Origin of the sequence: Paenibacillus sp. GCM10027630, assembly GCF_042676305.1 — a bacterium.
Taxonomy (GTDB): Bacteria; Bacillota; Bacilli; order Paenibacillales; family NBRC-103111; genus Paenibacillus_S.
In genome coordinates, this window is record NZ_JBHTGY010000006.1 from 76,716 (window position 1) to 98,122 (window position 21,407).

The window sequence follows — 21,407 nt, forward strand, 5'->3', positions numbered from 1 at the left end:
ACTTGTAGTCCGGTCGCCTCATTTTTCTCCGCTTTTTCCAGCCATCCGCGACCGCAAGCGATCCTAGGGGGGAGAACATGGCTATCTCGACTTGCAATACCCGATAAACGGTCATTTAATCTATGTAAAAAAGCCAGAGGCTTTGATTTTCATCAAGAGTCCCTGGCTTTGGATAATAAAAAAAGCCCGATTTAGGAAGTGAAATTCATCACTACCCAAATCGGGCAATTCGTTTATATGCTGAATATGAATCAGATTGGAAAAAGACAGACCTATGGTCTGAATAAAAGGTTTAAACCGAGAATTAAGAAATTAGAATGGCCTGCTCCGCGCATGCATCAGGCAAGAAAGAAAATCAGAAGTGAGTATGTTCCAAATATATTCTAGTTTTTTCCCAGAGTCAAGCATAAAGATAGGGTGACTTTAAGTCACCCAAAGGACACCCAAAGGACACCCAAAGGACACCCAAAGGACACCCAAAGGACACCCAAAGGACACCCAAAGGACACCCAAAGGTCGCCTTGAGGATTCGTGACTAAAGGGGAAAATCGAATAAGAAGATAAATAGGTCGAATATTATAGAGGTATATAGTATTTTTTGTAGAATTTGTATATGACATAGGTTCAAAGTCCTGGATTCGGAGGATGGGAATTGAGTTACTCGAAGAAAGTCATTTCTTCGTCCACATCCAAGGGTGCACTTAATAACTATTATTTTATATTTTCAAAATGGTGGGATTTATTTGATATATGCCTTTGATTCATCAAATGGTAGTATGGTGGCGGCTTCCGATCCTAAGCTATATAGAAGCGGAAAATATATATGTCCTGTCTGCCGTGCACCGGTGCATTTAAGAAAAGGTTACGAGCGGGTCTCTTATTTTGCACATAATTCAGGTAGAGCCTTACCTTCCTGTGAACTATATACACCTGGCAATATTGATGCTAGTTACGTCCAGAATCAACAAACACGTGAACCTGCACACCGTACTCTAAATCTATACTTAAAGGTAATAGAAGAAAGAGCAACCGAGTTAAGCTGGATTCTAGAGTTAGGAATACCTGAGCCAGACATTAATCACGGTCGAATAGAAATTTCTTTTGGCTGGGATGGACGGAGAGTAGTTCCAGTAAACATGATAAAGCAAGGAGGGTTTCGGCTACGAATTAGACCTCAAATTGACGATTACCATATCGAGTGTGATGGAATACGTGAAGGGAGATGGAGGGAGAGAATAACTCAACCGATAGGAGGGATTGATCGATCCCAAATAACGGTTTTTCGTTATTCAATAAACGGAGGGCGAAGAATAAACAAGAACTCTCCCTTATATTGGGGTAGATCTTACATTATTATTTGGACAACTGGGTATGGCCCGAAATGGTGGCCACATAGCAGTCTGATGTCATATAAGCCTCTAAGAAGCCAAGGATCGTTTCATGGTGCATTCATTCATTTATTAGCAGAAAACAATAAACACATTACAGAATGGTTAATAGAGCATTTAAGTCATCCTGTACTTCATCCCCTTGCCGAACTCAATTTAATAGCTCCTCTTCCAGAAGCCCTTTTGCCCGATGGTAGTTATATTATTCCAGATGGGAAGAAGGTGCTCATTGGAATTACAGGCGAAAGTGGGGCAAGGAAGTGGGAGGAAGTAAATGGATACCACTGGGACAGTAATATCAAGCATACCAGCTTTGGTACAGGCATAATCCCTTCGCAAATAGAATTAGATCTTGATTCTGGCCGAAGTGATATATGGCTTGATGATGAAATAGAAGATAGCCTTCAAATTGTCGTTGAAAAAAAAAGTGCTAGTTATGCTGACATTCCTTGCGTAACTTTATTGGCTAATAGTGTAAATGGGCTTGGCCAAGTTAAAGCTTTTTTACACTCAGAAGAAGCAGAAAAATTAATCTTAGAGGCGTATTCAGGAAATATCCAATTTATAGAGGTGGAAATACCTTTACATATTAGTGTTAATCTTAAGTGGAGGGACTCTGCACAGGATGAGTGGCGTATAGAAAAATTCGCATCTGATGATAAGGATAAAATTGGGGAAGTTTGTGCGCAATTCATAGCTGCATTAAATACACTGATCGATAGAAAAGTGAGTTATTTGCTAGTTGATGCTGGTCCCTTTGGGAGAATTGATCATAAGTTCGAAAAATCCACTCGCGATTTATTGCTAAGTATTGATTCCCCTATGAGAGAGCGTGCAGCATTTTTAATAAGCCTATCACAGGCCCTTAAACCTGTTAGTCCATTTAATTATAAATTAAACTTTGATATTGAAATGTTTTGTGAGCAGGATCAGCAACTTATAAATAAGATACTTGGTAAGAAGTATTGGCCAATTTCTCTTATTCCATATGTACGTACCCTTCTAAAGGAATATCAAATGGTATATCAAAAACTTAAAAATATTAGGTGAGCAGAATGGACATTAATTATTCACAACTTGCAAAGAATAAAATTACGGATACCAGCTATACGACACTTAAAGAATTCATACAAGGGATCCCTGATAACAAGCTAAGTTTAGTAATAAAACCATTGCCTCGGGAAAAGGGCTTTAGACCTGGCAAGGACATAGATATTCGTCTTCAAAAATATTTAATGCGTCTAAAACGTGATAATACTGAAAATTGGTCTATTATTTTAAATATTTGGCTGGTCTATACGGAAGGTCAACAAGTAATCAGAAATGTATTGGATTTCAAGAACAGAAAAGAACTCGAGGAAGTAGTCGAGAAAATTTTATCCACAACAGATTTTTATAGAGATTCAATAGCGAGTATAGTTCAGATTGCTCATACAGAGGGTCTTACAAAAGAGACCCTTCAAAACTGGTTACTTTTTAGCCCATTCGAGCCTGATGAGGAAATAGATAAATTACTAGCTATTGCTCCGAGTAACTCCGATTTAGCACTAAAAGGACGCGTTACCTTAATTGAAAAACGGATAAATGCTCTTGAACTAGATGAAAAAAATGCAAAGAAACTCTCAGAAATCGATAAGGTTATAAACAATCTGCAACAAGAAATTGGATCTCAAAATACAAAATTGAAAAGCTCTGTAGCTGATTTACTTCATTTGAAGGAAAAAACAAGTCAGGTTGAACTATTGGCGGGCAATTTAAATAAAGCAATATCCAACACAATGAACAAAGATTTGAGTTCATTGCGAAATGCCCAAGAAACGATATCGAACAAAATTGAACATATATCCAACAAATTAAATACTTTAATAGAAAGTTCAAGCGAGTATTTTGCTCGTATTAACGATTTAGAATATTTGGAAAATGACCACATGTTGCTTTGTGCATATGTTGAAAATCTTATTAAAGACGCTGAAATTAAAAAGAACTCTAGTATATCCTTATTTGAAAATAATATTGTTCAAAAGGATATAACGATTTCAGTAGGTTTTGAAGAAATTAATGTTAATAATGAGGACCAGGAAATAATCTTCCTAGATTCGGAGAGCATTATTACCTCTCACATTGAAAAAAATCTAAATAGGCTTGGTATAAAGCTACCACATGCACGCAAACTTGCCTACGAGATTCAAGCGGCTCTTGCAACAGGACAAATGGTAACTTTTGAGGGAAGCTTTGCGTCATTCGTTGCCGAACGTTGTGCTTCATGTTTATCTGGAGGAACGTATGGACTATTGAAAATTCCATTCGGATTAATTGAATCCACTTCATTTGAAACTAGCTTAAAGAAATTAATTAAAGATGTAGATAGCAGAACTAATCCTATAGCGGTGGTTATAGAAGGGATAAATCGTTCTGCTTTTGAAATTTATGGCGGTTTTCTAAAGAAGATAATTACAGAACGTGCTTTAAGATTAAATAAAGACTACGATTTCGTCTTCTTCTTTGCTACTACTGTAGAGGGGCCTTCTACCTTAGCAGCAGGAATGGAAATATTAGACTATGGACCACTATTTTCAATTGACTCAATTGGATGGATGGATAAACCAGCTTTATCTAGTGTTATAGGATCAATTGATAAATCTACGTGGTTTAGTGAGGTTTTAGCCCCTCAAGAGAGCTACGATCTAGAAGATGGGATATTACCGGATTGGCTCCTAATGGCTTCAAGTGCTTTATGGCGGAAAAATTTAAACACTGCTGACAGTTATGGAAGAAAGTTAATTGAAACTATGAATGCTCCATATGAGTTCAATCTCTTTGGATGGGTATTCCCAATGCTACTACAATTGAATAGTAGTCGTGTTGAAGAATTCATGGAATATTTAGAGATGGACGACCGGTTGAAATTATTTTTATTTAAAAAGGCACCGGAAGTGATAAATCCTTGATTATAAAACCAAAGTCTAGCATCGGTAGCAGTGGGCTGCTCTCCCTAATATTACCGTTAAAAGAGAATAATTATTGGCCAGAAGAAATTGTACAGGAAATGATTCTTGCTGAGTATTTGCGAAATATCATTTACATGCTTTCAGTAGGGAATAACTCTAGCCTCACAAGGTTTTCTCCTGTATATATAAGAACAATAATTAATAGTTTAAGGAAGCACCTTGATACGGTTTGGCCACTACCTCAACGCTTAGAGATCTTTTCAACAAATAATGATGAGGATAGGGGCTATCCCTTAAGTACTGATTCAATAAAGTGGACACTTAATTTATTACAGATGTTTGGCGATATAGTACACGTTGGTAACGGCTACTGGCTACCTTCTCCCCTTCGGTTTATTGAATTACCTGAAAGTGATGATATTGGTGTTGTTGGAGGCTGGCCGACGAGGAATTTAGCTAGAGAGTTTGGGGCAGTCATGCATTTGGGTTTAGGGAGAATGGTAAGAAAGGGAGATATCAAGCGAGCGACTTTTGATCCGACCTATCAGTCATACGAGGCCTGGCGTGGGTGGGTGCCGGCAAATATTCTTGGTTGGGCTGAAGCATTAGTAAAACGAGCACGAGATTATGGTAGCAACAGTTCAAGCAGCTACTTAGATTACGAGGTGTTTATTTCTTTTAAAGCCAAGCGTAATTATCGGTCCACATGGGTAGGTATAGAGAATATAAATGATGAAGATCTGCAAAAAAATGTTTTACTTTGTAGAACAAGAGCAAAGCCTGTAATTCATTTTTTGGGAGTATTTCAAAAAGGTAAATTAATCAAAGAGTTAGGGCTGGAAGGATTTCAGGTTTCTTGGCTAAGACTAGGTCTTCGACAGCTACATGGAGTGCCACTCACAGCAAGATGGGAAGGTAATTTGTTGAAGCCATATCCCTCCTTACCTAGTAGTATAGAGCAGGAACTGCTTTTTTATATGGTTAAAGTGCAGACTCCGAATTTTCCAGCTTACTTTGTTCATCAGGGTACAAAAGCAAAGGTGGAAGCTTTATTAGATCGATATGGCTATAATTTCAATAATAAAGGGGAGAAAGCAAGTGTCAGGTAACGAGTCATATGGTGTGTTTCATCTATCTGAAGAACTGAATAAAACATTAAAATCATACTTAGAGTCCGCATATCATATTAGAAATAAAAGCTTAATTATAGAAAGACTAAAATTACTTGAAACTATAGGCACAATAACCCAAGAGCCATATGTTGAATCAACGCCGAGCTATGAAATTGGTGAGACGTATTCCAATTTAAAAATTCCTGCCGCGGCAAAAGAAGCCCTGACTGAAATAGCTAATCTTAAGGTTGGGGTATTTCCAAACCCATACAAGCACCAATCAGAAGCTCTGGAAGTTTTTTTAGGTAATAAGGATGATATCATTGTTGCAACAGGAACTGGATCGGGTAAAACAGAAAGCTTTTTAATGCCTATACTTGGATCGCTAGCAATAGAAGGAAAGGAACGCCTTGGTACAGCTGACATGCCGGGGTGCCGTGCCATTTTGCTTTATCCAATGAATGCTTTAGTAAGTGACCAACTCGGTAGAATAAGAAAGCTATTTGGGAATGAAGAAGTCGCTCAAATTCTAAAGGGAGGGCGTAATAGGCCTGTTCGGTTTGGTTCGTACACTTCGAAAACTCCTTATCCTGGAGAATTCAATGGCAGTAAAAATATGAACCAATTGGCGCCGTTATTCGAGGATTTTTATTTGAAATATGCTAATAATCAAGCTTTTGTTTCTGAGATGTCGGATAAAGGTAAGTGGCCAAGCAAGGATTTAGTAAAGTTTTACGCAAAGGATAAGGAAGTTGTCGGAGCATATCAATCAGGAAGAAGGCAGGGAGCAAGACGAGTAAGCAGGAATTGGGATCAGAGATTAAAGACACAGCCAAATGATCGTGAACTATTAACAAGACATGAAATGCAAGAAAACTGTCCTGACTTATTAATTACTAACTACTCGATGCTGGAATATATGCTGATTCGTCCAATCGAGAAATCAATATTTCAACAAACAAAGGATTGGCTCTCTGCCGATGAAAGGAACCAATTGATTTTGGTACTGGATGAGGCGCATATGTACAGAGGTACAGGGGGCGCAGAGGTAGCTTTACTAATAAGGCGTTTAATGGCTCGCTTGGGCATCAAAAGAGAAAGACTTCGTTGTATTTTGACGAGTGCTAGCTTAGGAGACGGACCCGACGCTGAAATAGCAGTTCAAAAGTTCGCCTACGAGCTCACTGGACTTTCTGAAGGATCAGAATTAAAGCTAAAGCTTATTAAAGGTGTTAGGGAGGTCAGACACGGTTCCAGGACTGGTACGAATATAGAAGCGGAAGCTCTTGCGAAGCTAAATCTCGATGCATTTCAAAGAGCAGAGATTGATATAGATGCTGCTATAAGTGCAGTTTACCCTGTGTCTTCTTCATTGCACTGGCCCACACCAACTGAGAGCTTATCCGATTATCTGTATGAAAGGCTGACAGGGTGGGGACCAGCAGAATTGTTAGTTCAACTGGTTAGTGGCAAGGCCGTAAAGCTTGCTGATTTATCAAAGCTGCTTTTTACTGACGTTGAGGAAAAACTTGCAAAAGATGCAACTGATTCCTTGATTGCTCTTGGCTCGTATGCTAAAAGGAAGCGCGATAATAAGGTATTTCTTCCAACACGCTTACACCTTTTTTATCGTGGCTTACCCGGATTGTATGCTTGTGTTAATCCTAACTGTAGTGAACGGCTGCATTATAGTCCTACCGATAAGCCTATATTGGGCAGGCTTTATACAGTTCCGTTGCTACATTGTAATTGTTCCGAAAAAGCCCGTGTCTTTGAACTATTAACACATAGGGATTGTGGTACCGCATTTTTACGTGGTTATATTCGTGGTGATGATGGAAGATTTATTTTGCATGAGCCGACAAGCTTAATCGGTCTAGATGAAGAAGAAACAGATAAATTACATGAGATTGAATTGCTTGTTGATGGAGAGCCCCATGAAATGGCACTCTCTGATTGCGTAGAAGCCTGGTTAGATATAACGACTGGACATTTATACGATATTAAGCCGAATAACCAAACTGGCTTTATTAAGGTGTATAAACCTGTTGGACAACCAGGAGCTTTAAAAAAGATTTTTCGCCGATGCCCGATATGCTTAAGGACATGGAGAGGTCCTAGTAAAATTATGGATCTAGTGACAAAAGGAGAGGCGCCTTTCGCAAATTTAGTTAAGTCTCAGCTTTTCGTCCAACCACCAAGCAAAAACGAATCATTAGAATATCCAAATGGTGGAAGGAAGGTTTTGCTATTTTCTGACGGAAGACAAAAGGCTGCCCGATTGGCTAGAGACATTCCGCGTGAGGTTGAATGGGATTCTTTCCGTCAAGCCATTGCGCTCGCGGCTCAACGCCTTAAGGAATTACGTGGTGGCAGAGATCCTAAGATAAATTCAATACTTTATCGGGCCTTTGTGTCAGTAGTTTCAGAGTTTAATCTCCAATTCTTTGATGGACAAGATAGAGATACATTGAATCGTGCTGTTGTAAGTATTCGGGAAGATTATGATAATGACCTTGCTACAGCTTTAGAGAATGATTGGGAGGTCGCCCCGACACCAAGCTATTATAGGGCACTTTTGCGTCAATTATGTAGTAGGGAATTTTCCATTAAAGCAGCAACAATAGGTTATTTGAAAGCTGCGCCTGCTAAGGTAACTCTACGTGACGTACAAACAATAACTGAGAATCTTTCACTTGAAGAGATAGAAGCGATTGTATTTTCTTTTTTAGATGATTTGCTAGTTTCGAATGCATTTGAGACAACTCAAACAATTCCACCTTCAGTCAGAATTGAAGCTGCGGGCCATCCTCAAGATAGCTGGGTGGGAGATGGTAAGCTAAGCGAACCTATAAGAATCTTACTTGAGAATCATTATGACTGTAGTCCTGATCAGATAGATGCCATTCAAGAACTGCTACGAAGAAAATTATGTCATTCAGATGGCAATGGATATGTAATAAACAGTGATTCTTTGGTTTTGAAAATTGATATTGATTCTAATTGGTTCAGTTGCTCTTCATGTATGCATCTATCTCCCGTAATGTTAAAAAATCATTGTGTTAATTGTGGAAGCAATCGCATAGAGGTAATCGATCCTAATAATAGCGAGTATATTCGGTCAAGAAAAGGTTTTTTAAGAGATTCAGTTTCAAAAACCCTAAAAGGGGAAGCTAGACCTAAGCATATCTCGGCAGAAGAGCATACCGCACAATTATCTAATAAGGATGCAGGTGTAGTATTTGCATCTACAGAAAAATATGAGCTTAGATTCCAGGACGTGAATATTGATAAGGAGCAAGGACCTGTAGATGTGTTAAGCTGTACTACCACAATGGAGGTTGGTATTGATATAGGCTCCTTGGTTGCGGTCGGACTTAGGAATGTACCTCCGCAACGGGAGAACTATCAGCAAAGAGCGGGACGTGCGGGACGTCGGGGGTCATCGGTTTCAACCGTTATCACATATGCTCAGGGCGGACCACATGATAGCTTTTATTTTCATAATCCAGATGCAATCGTAGCAGGTGCCCCTAGATCGCCACAAATAAAAACTGACAATGCAAAAATTGCACGAAGACATATTCATTCATATTTGGTTCAAACCTTCTTCCATGAAATGATTGATAGGGGACTTGTACAAGCATATTCTAATAATTTATTTTCTGTTTTAGGCCCTGCTAGCGATTTCTTTAATTTAGATAGCAACTCGCCTTTCAACCTTAAAGAATTTGAGAAGTGGGTACTAACTCATGTAATAAATCCTAATGGCCGATTACTAAAAGATATTGTTAGTTGGTTACCTGAGGGAGTAGAGGCTGTTAATAAGGAGCAGTGGGTAAAACAGGTTTCAAATGAACTAATTGAAAAGCTACGGGATATCTCTATAAACAAGCAGTATCCAAGAGCAGAGTTTATTGAAACCGAAGAAGATGATGAAGGGGACGATGAATTACGCTCGGGACGCGATGAACTTCTGTCCTTCCTATTTGATGAAGGGCTTCTTCCCAGCTATGCTTTTCCAACAAATCTTTGTAGCTTTGTTATCGAGGAAAAGAAAAATAAAAGATTTGGGTATAAGGTGATTGTAAAGGAGAAGCCTCAGCAAGCAATTGATAAGGCGTTAAGTGAATATGCACCTGGGCGTCAAATCGTAGTGGATAAAATAACCTATAGATCAGGTGGAATTACATCAGCTTCATCTTTAGTTACAGACATGGATCGCGCGGCGCCATTATTTAGTGAAAAATTACATCGATATGTCACATGTAGAAGGTGTACTTTTGTTCAAGATTTCAGTATAGGTAGAGATGAGTTGGAGGCATGTCCTATATGTGGCGGTGAGTTGGATAAAGGTGAAATGCTAGTTCCAGAGGTTTTTCATCCTGAAGAGGGTAAGCCAGTCACTGAAGGAGATCGAGATCAAGATTATACCTATGCGACCTCCGCTCAATTTCCTGTTCCTATGTCTGAGGATGATATCACCGATTGGAAACAGGTTGGCAAAAACTTGTTTGCAACCCATACGCACGATCGACGTCTAGTTATGGTTAATAAGGGTAATGATGAGACCAATCAAGGCTTCTCTGTGTGTGTAAAGTGTGGGGCTGCATCCGTCTATAACCCGGACAGGCCAAGCAGAGGTCTGCACCTAAGACCGTACTATATAGAGCCCCGTGCAGGTGTAAATGTCCCTAATAGATGTGATGGGGAGTTTCGTAGAGTATACCTTGGATATGATTTTAGAACGGATCTTTTGTTATTAAGGCTTAAAGTCAATCCTCCATTGGTACGAGATGTGACATCAAATATTTCAATTAGTATTCTAAATGATTCTCTGAGGTCAATTGCAGAAGCGTTATTGCTCGCCGCAAGCCAAGAATTAGATCTAGATCCATCAGAATTCCAAGTCGGGTTTAGATTATTAGACGCGGATTCCAAGGGAGCAATTAATGCAGACATATATATCTTTGATACTCTTTCCGGCGGTGCCGGTTATGCAGAGCAAGCAGGCCAACATTTAGAATCCATATTAGTGCGGACGCTTACTATACTAGAGGACTGCCCGGGAGAATGTGACCGCTCCTGTACTGAATGCTTACGACACTATAAAAATCAGTATTGGCACTCTCATCTAGATCGAAAGTTAGGCGCTTCGTTATTGAAGTATCTTATCAATGGAGAAATTCCTAAGATTGATTCAATCGAAGCCCAGGCATTAAAACTAAATGCACTAATTCGTCTCCTTCAACTAGACGGGTATTCTTGTGAAACAAATATTGAGGTGGATAACAACAGATATCCTGTATTAATAAAACAAAGAAATAGAAGTCTGGTTCTGGCCACATATTCGCCACTGATTGATGATTTAAGTGCAAATGAGATTCATTTTGTTAATAACAGCAACCTCTCGATAAAGAATCATATTTTAAACGAATACCTGCTAGTAAATAATCTCCCCTTGGTGTATAACCAAGTCAAATCATTATTAGAATCATAGTTATTATGGAATGTTTCAGAAACATTAATATCCGGCCATAGAATCGGTTGGTGTAAATTTATTATGGATCTACACATATTCGGTTATAAGAAGCGGCGATTGGTGAAATTACGAGTTGGGATGAGGAAGCCCTGTTCTTTATGACGAGGAGATTGACCTGTACACTAATCTAGCATGGAGAGAGTTATGATCTTAATGGATCTTTGATATGGAATATGACTATCAAGGAACATACTGACACAGTGGAAAAAGCTGATGGCAAAGGAGCAAGTTTAATTGTTATACAAAAGTGTGAAGGAGAACCTAAATTCGGGAAATTGAAATGAGCAACATTTGCTGCCCTGCTGATGCGGGGCCTTTTTCCTGTGCAAGCAGGAAGTGATAAGTAATTAGTCGAATGCCTAGGGATATTGTTACATTAGATTGCGGGGATGATTTTTAACGTATCACTTTGACCAAATAAACAGAATCAGTTGTGTAATTTAACTAATATAGTCGAAGTACATTTCCAGAACTTTTGTTCCCTTTAGGAGCTGCGCGCGCTCTGAATTTGTAGTAAAATGATCATTATATGATCAATGATGAAAGCAGGTTCAATAATGAGTATGCAAGCAACTGAGAAGGATGTCGATTACGGCACAAGCGAGATTGTTGATACAACTGGTTTTATGCCCTTTAACCCGAATCTAGCTGAAAAATATATGGATATTTTTAATAAAATCACAACTACTTTGTTGGATAAGTTTAACTACCAGCGTATTCAGTATATTAATGAGCAAATTCAAACATGGAAGTGTAGCATTAATGTCGACGACGTGGAGGAAATGAAACTTCTCTCCGTTTTATGTATTTTAAGAGATTTACTTACTCAGGAATGGAGAATTCTTAAGAATAATGACCTTGGGTTGATGCTCGCACCTCCCGTTTTACTTAGAGGCGATGACAAAGCTTATCTACGCCAGCAACTACAGCATGAAAGAAATGCACAATTTAAGCTGGAAAGTATTAAATCCTTCATTAAAAGAATGGAAAAAAAGCGTAAGTATCAAGGGAAGGAACTAAACATACTAGATCTTGTTGGAGATAGCTCCCTGCTTTCATCAACAATAATGAAGATAAAAGAGAGTGTCAAGCATGAAGAGCGCTTAAGGATGGCTGCTTCTGGAATAATGCCATATGTTCAACTTGTAGATAGTTCAGCCTGCATTCATACAGGCTACAAGCTAATGGACATTTGGAGATATTTTCGCTATACATGGTCAATTCCCTATAAATCGACACCAGGCAGGAATGTCTTCTATTTAATTAGAGATGCTGCACAGCCTTATCATCCAGTCATGGGAATTGCGGCATTAGGTAATTGCGTATTGCAACTAACAAATAGAGATAATTTCATTGGCTGGACACTGGATTCTATTAAAAGTGTATTGAAAAAGAAGGTTAAGACAGAGGTATTTGAGGAAATCCTTCCTGGACAGCTTGGATTAAAAAGACATGTTGAAAAAACAACAGAATTCGAAAGTGATCGTGAGCATCAAAAACGAATTCAATTAGAGAGTGATAAGACGATACAACACCTGCTAAGATTTTTGGATGAAGCAATCAATGACATATCGCCTATGAATTTATTGACAGCTGATGAAATTCAGAATCCTAACTATGGGTGCATAGAAAGGTTGAAGGAAGTTGCTGAATCATTAAAAGAGCTTCAATTAAATAACAAAAGAACTGCTGGAGAAATTAATTGGTACGCGGAGGCATGTACACCTCTCTTTACAAAAAAGAGAGCAATTGAATTAGCAAAGCTTCTAGAAGCAAAGCTTATTATCGGAAACATGCTGGAAACTGAGCAGGATAGTATTGGAGCATTAAAAAAGCTGGTGTCAATTGATAAAGGTAAAGCCGTTAATATTGCACTGCAAGCAAACAGGAAGAGCAAAATTGGCTCAAATCTGATGGAAATTATTGTGTGTGGTGCAATACCTCCATACAATGAGGTTCTCGCGGGCAAACTCGTAAGCATCCTAATGTGCAGTCCTGTAGTTGTAAAGGAATATAATGATAGATACTCAGAACAGGTCAGTGAGATCGCATCTAGAATGAAAGGTGAAAAGGTAGTTAGGAACTCTCAGCTTGCATTTTTAGGAACGACCAGTCTATATCATATGGGAAGCAGTCAATACAATAGGATAAAAATTCCTGTCGGAGACGGTAAATATTTAGAATATAAAAAGCTAGGTGAGACAGAGGGCTTTGGGTCAGTTTTTTTTGCGCAGGAAACCACTCGATTCATAAGCGCAATGGTACAACTGATTGATGGTGGCAGAAAAATCAATAATGTCTTTGGCGAAGGAACAAGTCCTCGTTTGCGATTAATACGCTCAGGGCTTTCTGCATTGGGGATCTCCTCGGAAAATTACTTAAAGCATCATACTAGAAGAATTGTTTACGGTGTTTCTTTAGCATCAAATACTGGCGAATTCCTAAAGGGAGAGGCGAAGGAGTTAGGCTATTTTCTTCCACTGGATGGAAATGAGGAGAAATACACTGGTCAATTAATTGACTTCTGGAGAGAGCGATGGTTCCTGAAAAGGATAGAGACTGTTGATCTTATCGGCAGACTTAGTGCCTTTAAAAAAGCCTCGATGTTATTAAGTAATTACTTTTAGTTTGGGGGGAGAAGTATGTACTTTGATTTAAACTTTATCGCAAAGCTTTATAATAACCGAAATAGCTATGCAGATGTTTTTAGTGCGGAGGAACTCCACACTCTCCATGTGGAATCCGGGATCGAGGCATTACTGAAAAAATACATTGATCAAAAGAAGCTTATTTTCCTAACAGGCAATCCTGGCGATGGGAAAACGCATTTAATAAAATCGTTAAAATCGATTCTTGATGTACATGAAGCCTATGTGGAGCCCGATGCAAACAGCATAAAGGACGAGGAAGCTTTTTTAATGGAGCTAACAAGGGCTGTTTCTGAGGGGAAGCCTTGTATTGTGGCGATAAATGAATTTCCGCTTATATCGTTGCTGGAAAAACTAGGTGATAGGCTTCCGGGCTTCCAGCAAATCATGACTCAAAGGGAACAAGGGATAATCTACAATAAGGGAATCGAAGAAACAGTCAAAGAAGTGGTTGTTGTTGATTTAAACAATCGGAACCTACTATCCAAGGATATGCTGGAAAAAACCTTAAATAAGTTGCTGGATATTAGTAAGACTTGTGAAAATTGTAAGGATAATAAGGATTGCACAGCATCAATTAATTTAATAAAGCTTAAGCACCCTGTTGTTCAACAACGATTATTTTCTGTTATTGAGAAAATTGGGAGTATAGGGCTCCATGTTGTAATGAGAGATATCCTGGGCTTCTTCGCGTATGTCATCACATCAGGGAAAAAGTGCGTAATCAGAAAAAATGAAGACTCTGATGAAAATAATTATTACAATCTAATATTTAATGGCTCTAACGAATTGTTTACTGCTTTAGCCATATTTGATCCATATCATTATTCTCACCCGGAGATTGATGAACGCCTATGGAACGGGACGCTCACAGATGGCTGGTTATTCGAGAATAAATATGATGCTCCTGAGTATTCAGAAGAACCATTAGAAGCCTTTAAAGCATTGAAGAGAAGGTTTTATTTTGAAAATGAGCGCGGACATCAATTGTTAGATCTGCTTCCCACAGAATATAAGGCATACTACGAGGTATTGATTCAGGGTTATGATAGACAGGATGAAATGATAAGGAAAATTATATCTGGTATCAATAAATTCTTCAATCCTGATGATCATGAGGATGATAAGCTGAAAATTTGGACGACTCATAAATATGAGCTTCGTACATACCCCAGGGTAGCTGTCACAAGTAAATACGCATATTCGAATCAAATTGAGTTGCTTGTTCCAAGGCTGCCTGTCCATTTGAAGGAAATGGAATATGTCCCCGATCATTTTCTTTTCCGTGTATACAAATCAAAAGAAAAGTCTTTTGTCGAGCTAAGAATTGACCTTAACCTTTATCGAGTTCTAACGTTAGTTCAAATAGGTTATCCATCACAGCTTGTGCCCGAACAGCATCAATTTAAGCTGCTTCGTTTCATGAACGAGCTTTCCTCGTTAGAATCGACAAGCAGGGCGAATGAGTTTTTGATAAGGGATATGGATAATCGTTCATCTTATCGGGTTAAGGTCAATAATGCACAATATGTATCAAAGCGGGGGTAAGGGAATGGCAAACCGATTAAAGGAATATGGGAATCAGGTATTAAATGATTTTATTCAATATAGACCCAATTCATCATCCATTAAACCGGTTCATGTTGCTAATGGCTTATTTAGACTTGTTTCCGGAGAAAGCTATACAGTGGATGCATTAAATGAGTGGATAATTCGCTGGAAGCAAGGTAAAGAGGTTAATCCAGCATCGGAAATAAGGGATAGATACCACGATGCTTTCGATGAGAATGGCTTTGACGATGATGAGATAAATACGCTTCGGTTTTACTTAAATATCATTTTCAACGCTGATAATGCTGCATTCCCAAGTGCAAATAACACTGTTTTGACAATTAGCAGTAAAACCCAAGTTCGGGGGTCTGTTGCACTAGAAGCCGGCTTACACAGCTTCTTGTTTCGTTTACTTACTACAAAGGTGAATGGGCAATCTTCACCATGTCTAGAACTAATCAAAGAATTTTTAGAGAACGAGAATGATGATCTGAGCAGAATTGCAGCGCCTCTGACCAAGTTTGCAAGAAAGAAAGCTCACGATCAAGCTCCTGAATCAGATGTGCATGTGCTGAGTGGAGTTGAACTTAGGTTAAGAGCATCATTTGACAAGCTGGCTCTAAACGAGATGTCTTCAGGAAACAAGCTTTTGACCTTGGAAAGGATTATTCTGTTTGGCTGCTTTGCTATTATAAATCATTTGTCATCAAAGGTACTAGACTTATCCTCAGAGTTTTCTATTGATGATAGGGTTCCTATTCTAATTGATGCAGATGGTGAGCTTGATTCAGTGAAGTATGCAAGTGAGGAGACCTTGGTAGTAGCAAAGCTACTGATCGAGCAACTCTTCGAGAAGGGCTTGGAAGAAATTCTATCTCTTGAGAATTACGATACATTTACCCATGAGGAGATTCTTATACGGATTAATGATTTGCGTTTAGAAGAAAGCTCAAGAAGAACCTCTAATCGTGAGGAGGAGGAGGAAAAGCGTAAAAGCTACCGTGCACTTTACCTAGGTTACTATGAGCAACTCCGAGATCCCTTTCAAGCCTTTATTAAGGCTTCACGCTTTAAGCTTTTTGCTGACGAATATGATACCGATCCTTCGAGCTTTATTTCGACCTTCGGGGGGAGAATAGCCTTGCTCGCGCCGAGGGCGCAGGGTGGAAAGCGAAAGAGATACTCTCCTGATCCGCTTATTATGGAAATCTTGCTATTGACTATCCTAGAACCTGGTCGTCGTGGGTTGACTTTAAGCCAATTTGGTCAAGAGCTATGGGATAGATATGGAATCATTTTTGGTGCTAATCCTGAGGCGGATTTTGAAAAGCTGACTAACTGGAAGGTGACTCAAAATACGCCAGGTGATCTAGCTGGTGATTTGGCAAAGAATGCGGAGAAAATTGCTGACACATTAATTTCAATGGGATACGGGAAACGCTATGCTGATGGTGTTACTTTTATTTCCTTAAGGGGGTAAACAATGTCTTCTCAAAATGTGCTTTCTGATATACTTGCTGCTATCGTATGTAAAAGAGTATTAAATGAGAGCTATGGTATACTCCTCAAGGACTTACCAAAATACTCGTACAGCAAATTTATTAGTATGCTCGAGCTTAGAGTTCAAGAACAAGACCTGACAAAGCCTAATGTTTTTTTTGTCGGCTTCACAGATGCTGAGCTTGATGAGCTTCGACTTGAACTGAGTAGTCAGCTTACCTTCCTTTCCCTGTACTATTCTGTTGAAGAAGCTGAGGATTTTAGAAATGACGGGGACGTTAGTAGTACACGAATTGTAATTGTAAAAAGGGCAGTTCCAAAGCTTTCCTCCCTTCGTTGGTACGAGCAAATAACAGCAGAAGAGATTTATAGAGAACTATGTATTAACGCTGAAAAGCAGTTTGGTGGTATCAATGAATCATTAATGAATATGTGGAAGGCTCTAAATTCAAAGAGAATAATGGAATTAATCTCATTAGAACGACTGATTGACTATTATCAGTTTCTAACGTTAAATGATGAGGATATTCCAAAAGATTCTGTAGTGCAGTTATTTAGACTAGGATTGTTAATCGATGAAAGTGTATTTGTGAAGAATCAAATAGATCCAATTAGACAGAGGCTGACTGAAAACTCTAGGTTAGTCTCACGAATAAGTAATTTAAATAAAGAGGATCGGAAAGCAATTCAATCTAATCCTGAATCAGATAAATTTCATTCCACTCGTTCCAATATTCTTCGATACTATAGTACAAGAGAGGTATCTGTTCTTGGACAAATGAGATACAGCGAGGTCCAGGAGTTTCTTTCAAAGGTAAAGAGTGGGCAGACAAGCAAGGAAAAGTCTGTTGATGTCGAAGAAGAAACACAAGACTCCGATGACATTTCAGGAAAATCAAGAAAAAGGTCAGGCTCGCCAGAGTCAACGGCTGTTGATTTAATTATTGAGCACGACACGGAGAAGGTAAAAGGGCTGCTTGATGAGATCGAACAAAAGTATACTGAATGGGAAAAAGGGAAGGCAAGTAAAGTCAATGTTGAGAGTGAAAATGAGAGCACTCGTATTGAATTTATTCCTGAGATCTACAGCCTCATTCAAACCTTTGTTGGTGAAAATGCCTTCGGGGGCGTGATTAAAGCCAATGTTAAAAACCCAATAGATGCATTTCGTTCGTTGGAGCAATTTCGAGTTAGGGTGTTTGATAGAGAGTACATTGATGGAATTAAGGAAATTATCGGTCTATTCGAGGAGGAATATGCTGAGGCCAAGGGGTTATCGGAAGTCTTTAATGAACTATTATCTATCAGAAACTGCTTAGTAAGCGCGGCTCACCGTCTAGCAGATTGTCCAATGCTTAAGATTGTTGAAACTGATGAAATTCTAAAAAGCTGCACTGCATATGTAGAACTGTACGGAAGAGTTCTTAAGCTTATTAAGCAGCATTATGGTTTATTTAGCTCCTTCAGTCCCAAAGGCTCGAAGCAATTAATAGCTAGCATTAATTCTCTAGACATGATCTACATTGTTGGTGAAGAAAGCGTTCACGCAACCAGCACACCATTATTTCCGCTATATCTTTGGAAATACGTCGAGCTTACAGTCAGATTAAGAGAATCCTCTTCCAGTTTGAGTGAGATAGATAAAGATTTCCTTGTTCGAGCATCAGAGGAAATTCCAAATCCGCTACCTACAGTATTCGTCAGTAGCTACATTTCAAATAAGGGCGACAGAGTAATTCCAGAGGTAAGTCTGCTTGGTAAGCTACCGATTTATTCAAGCGAACAGCAGGTCAATCAAATGCTTGATGGGCTTCAGGTAGTCGAAAAATCACTTACGAAGCTCATAAAGGTGTATCCTCACAGCTCGTTCGGACTAAGAGCTGCTTTTGTGAATCCTCCAAGCATTAAGCATGTTTTTGACTTGGTTAAGGGTATGCTCCGTGCAAAGGATGTAAGCCTCCAGGGGGCTCATATACATATATATAAAACTAAGGAGACCCCTGAGAATTGGTCAAGCTTTGATGATGTGGATGATACCATATACAGTAAATTTGCTCTTTCAAATGATCCGAACTTTTCTATTAAGATCGACTCTGTTGTATTAGGATTCGAAGCACTGGTTGAATCGGTGAAAAAGAATCACTTCCATACAGTTGTATTGTTTGATCCTTGTGAGAAGTCTGTTTCAAATGTTAGAAGAAATCCACTACTTAAAATTCATCCATTGTGCATCCCGAAGATATTCGAATACGACCCTATCGCGGATAAAGTAGAGATACTACCTGCTTCAGATGGAAATATATTTTCTGATCATCACGATTTAATTGGTCGTCTAAATGATAAGCCTCAGGGATGGCATCACACAATAGTTTTAGAGTTAGAGACAAGTAAGCAGGAATTTAATAAGCTGCTTGAAGCTGTACCATGGTTAATTATAGCTGATGCCAATTTAAAGAACCTTGAAATGAGCGTTATAGGCTCCGAGAAGTGTATCTATTATCAGTCGAAATCCTTTCGTGACGTAGGAATTTATTCGAATGACTGGGCAAAGCTTACAAAGGGAATGGACTACACAATTCGTTCCATTGGGAATTACGATCCAAAGGAAGAGTGTGTAGGTAAGGTATTAAGAACAATTCAAGGCTTGAATGAAAGAGGCGTATTGAGCCTCGCATCTTCAAAGGTAGATAGAACCTTTAATATTAATCATACTAAAGGTGCCCTTGGAACTGCTATCTCTGCAATATGGTCAAAGCAAAATTCAAAAAACTTTATTCTAGTAAGCCTAGATACAGAGCTTGCACAGAGTTGGCTAGATGAGCGTGAAGAAGGAGCATTCTCTGATCTAATTGGAATCACCTTTGATGAGCATCAAGCATTAATAGATATCATTGAGGTCAAAACCTATGATGGTGCTTATCAAATTGACCAAAATGAAATAACAGGTAAGGCTGTTGAACAGGTTAATTCAGTGCGAGACATCATTAACGAGATTTTTAACGAGAGGGACAAAATTACAAGCACATCACGAAGAGAGCTACTGAGGCTTCAGTCTTTTAGGGCTTTTTATCAGCTTCCCCTATCCAAGGCTGATAAGAAGGAGTGGACATACCAATTAAATCGGCTTTTCGCTGGAGAAATACCTGTCACTGTTAATTCTTCAATACACCATGTCAGGTTTAGTGAACAAGGAACTTCTACGAACAGGCAGTTAGATTCAGATTATAAAATTAACCTGTTGGAAATACGCGACGACTTTATTAATAAGGTGCTAGTTAATTGTTGCGAGGTCAGCTTTGAAAGTAAATTTGATTCTATTAGCTTTAAGGGAAGCAAGAGCTCAACTCAGCCTTCAACAGATGCTTCCTCGGTTGTTGCCTCTGACATATCACGTGATGTGAGTACGACCCTGCGGGATGTTGAGCAAGAGGTAGAGAAGAAGACTGCTGTTGTATCAAATGTAGAGCAAGCAAGGAATCACATCGCTGATGGAATTAGTGGCGATGATGATAAAGGCGAGGCGACAGAAGTATTTGAAGAACAAACTGGAGATGCAGCGGCAGAGTTGAAGGCGCAAATACTCAAAAACGCAGGCACGTTATATAGAGCAATGCGAGATTATTCAATTGATGTTTCCTCCGTTGATCCAGAGTTGGCTTTAGTAGCATCAAGATTTATTAGATTCAGAGTAAGACTAAGAGCCGGTGAAACATTGCAAAAGGTGCTGAGGTATCGTACGGATATTACAAGGGAAATAGAGGCAGAATCTGAAATTCTTGTTGGGAATGAGCGTGGTACACAATTTGTTTTTGTTGATGTTCCTCGCAAGAGCAGCGATTCAATTAAACTTTTGGATTATCTTAATATGCTGCCGCGCGATACGCCTGTCGGAAATCTGAATGTGGTAATTGGACAAGATCCAAGTGGAGAGTTTAAACTGCTTAACATTGCACAGGCTCCTCACATGCTTACTGCTGGCTCGACTGGCTCAGGAAAGACAATTTTCCTTTATAGCTTGATTGTTAGCTTAATTTCACAATATAGTCACGATCAGCTTGAATTAGTAATTATTGACCCCAAGCAAACAGACTTTATATTTTTTGATGGTCTGCCTCATCTTCGAAATAGAGAGGTAATATTGGATGCTGAGAAGGCGGTTGAAATACTTACTGATTTGACTGAGAATGAATTGGAAAGAAGAACTGAGATGCTTCGTCAATCACGTAGTAGAGATTTGTTTAGCTACAATCAGAAGAATCCTGAAGCGCCATTAAAGCCGATTGTTGTAATAATTGATGAATATGCTGATCTTGTTCAGGTAGCAGATCTTGAAGGGCGAAAAAAGGATTTTGAGAGACAAATGATCCGACTGGCTCAACGCTCTAGAAATGTAGGAATACATTTAGTAGTCGCTACCCAGAGACCAAGTGCTGATATTGTCACCTCGAATCTAAAAACAAATATCCCTTGCAGGATCTCCTTCAGATTACCAGCGCACCAGGATTCAATGACTATTCTGGATTCTCCGGGAGCTGAGGATTTGTTAGGTAAAGGAGACATGCTGTTCTCACTTAATGGTGATATGACAAGACTTCAGGGATTGTATATCAGTGAAGAGGAACTAGAGGGCTTTTTAGAGAAGTATATTTAGCAAACCATTGCCGTCAGGACAAACTATCCTGACGGCGATTTACTATAAATACGGCAAGGGGTACAGG

General features: G+C 39.1%; 8 protein-coding genes. All 8 read left to right on the forward strand.

The genetic code is table 11. The features are described from left to right. Positions 1 to 743 precede the first annotated feature (743 nt). The 8 genes from ACFQ0C_RS03765 (at position 744) to ACFQ0C_RS03800 (ending at position 21,340) form a co-directional block, all read left to right on the forward strand. Positions 744 to 2,438, forward strand: a complete 1,695-nt coding sequence (locus tag ACFQ0C_RS03765) for a competence protein CoiA family protein (RefSeq protein ID WP_379364109.1) — start codon at positions 744 to 746, stop codon at positions 2,436 to 2,438. 5 nt (positions 2,439 to 2,443) lie between these two features. Further along, entirely contained in the window at positions 2,444 to 4,336 is a 1,893-nt protein-coding gene (locus tag ACFQ0C_RS03770; protein ID WP_379364111.1) for a hypothetical protein, read from the forward strand. After that, positions 4,333 to 5,445, forward strand: coding sequence for a hypothetical protein (locus ACFQ0C_RS03775; RefSeq protein ID WP_379364113.1), 1,113 nt, complete (start codon positions 4,333 to 4,335; stop codon positions 5,443 to 5,445). The genes ACFQ0C_RS03770 and ACFQ0C_RS03775 overlap by 4 nt, the downstream gene beginning before the upstream one ends. Beyond that, complete coding sequence (locus ACFQ0C_RS03780; protein ID WP_379364115.1) at positions 5,435 to 10,948, forward strand: DEAD/DEAH box helicase; 5,514 nt, start codon at positions 5,435 to 5,437, stop codon at positions 10,946 to 10,948. The genes ACFQ0C_RS03775 and ACFQ0C_RS03780 overlap by 11 nt, the downstream gene beginning before the upstream one ends. Before the next feature lie 599 nt (positions 10,949 to 11,547). After that, complete coding sequence (locus ACFQ0C_RS03785) at positions 11,548 to 13,617, forward strand: Druantia anti-phage system protein DruA (protein WP_379364117.1); 2,070 nt, start codon at positions 11,548 to 11,550, stop codon at positions 13,615 to 13,617. 15 nt (positions 13,618 to 13,632) lie between these two features. After that, positions 13,633 to 15,186: a P-loop NTPase family protein gene (locus tag ACFQ0C_RS03790; RefSeq protein ID WP_379364120.1), complete on the forward strand. Its 1,554-nt coding sequence runs from the start codon at positions 13,633 to 13,635 to the stop codon at positions 15,184 to 15,186. Positions 15,187 to 15,190: 4 nt separating this feature from the next. Further along, positions 15,191 to 16,669 carry a hypothetical protein gene (locus ACFQ0C_RS03795; RefSeq protein ID WP_379364122.1) on the forward strand — a complete coding sequence of 493 codons (1,479 nt, stop codon included), beginning with the start codon at positions 15,191 to 15,193 and terminating at the stop codon, positions 16,667 to 16,669. Positions 16,670 to 16,672: 3 nt separating this feature from the next. After that, positions 16,673 to 21,340, forward strand: coding sequence for an FtsK/SpoIIIE domain-containing protein (locus tag ACFQ0C_RS03800; protein ID WP_379364124.1), 4,668 nt, complete (start codon positions 16,673 to 16,675; stop codon positions 21,338 to 21,340). The last annotated feature ends 67 nt before the right edge of the window (positions 21,341 to 21,407 follow it).

Bases quoted from the DNA above. Each gene is read 5' to 3' on its own strand.
- ACFQ0C_RS03785 (WP_379364117.1), top strand. From the start codon at position 11,548: ATGAGTATGCAAGCAACTGAGAAGGATGTCGATTACGGCACAAGCGAG.
- ACFQ0C_RS03790 (WP_379364120.1), top strand. From the start codon at position 13,633: ATGTACTTTGATTTAAACTTTATCGCAAAGCTTTATAATAACCGAAAT.
- ACFQ0C_RS03770 (WP_379364111.1), top strand. From the start codon at position 2,444: ATGGACATTAATTATTCACAACTTGCAAAGAATAAAATTACGGATACC.
- ACFQ0C_RS03795 (WP_379364122.1), top strand. From the start codon at position 15,191: ATGGCAAACCGATTAAAGGAATATGGGAATCAGGTATTAAATGATTTT.
- ACFQ0C_RS03800 (WP_379364124.1), top strand. From the start codon at position 16,673: ATGTCTTCTCAAAATGTGCTTTCTGATATACTTGCTGCTATCGTATGT.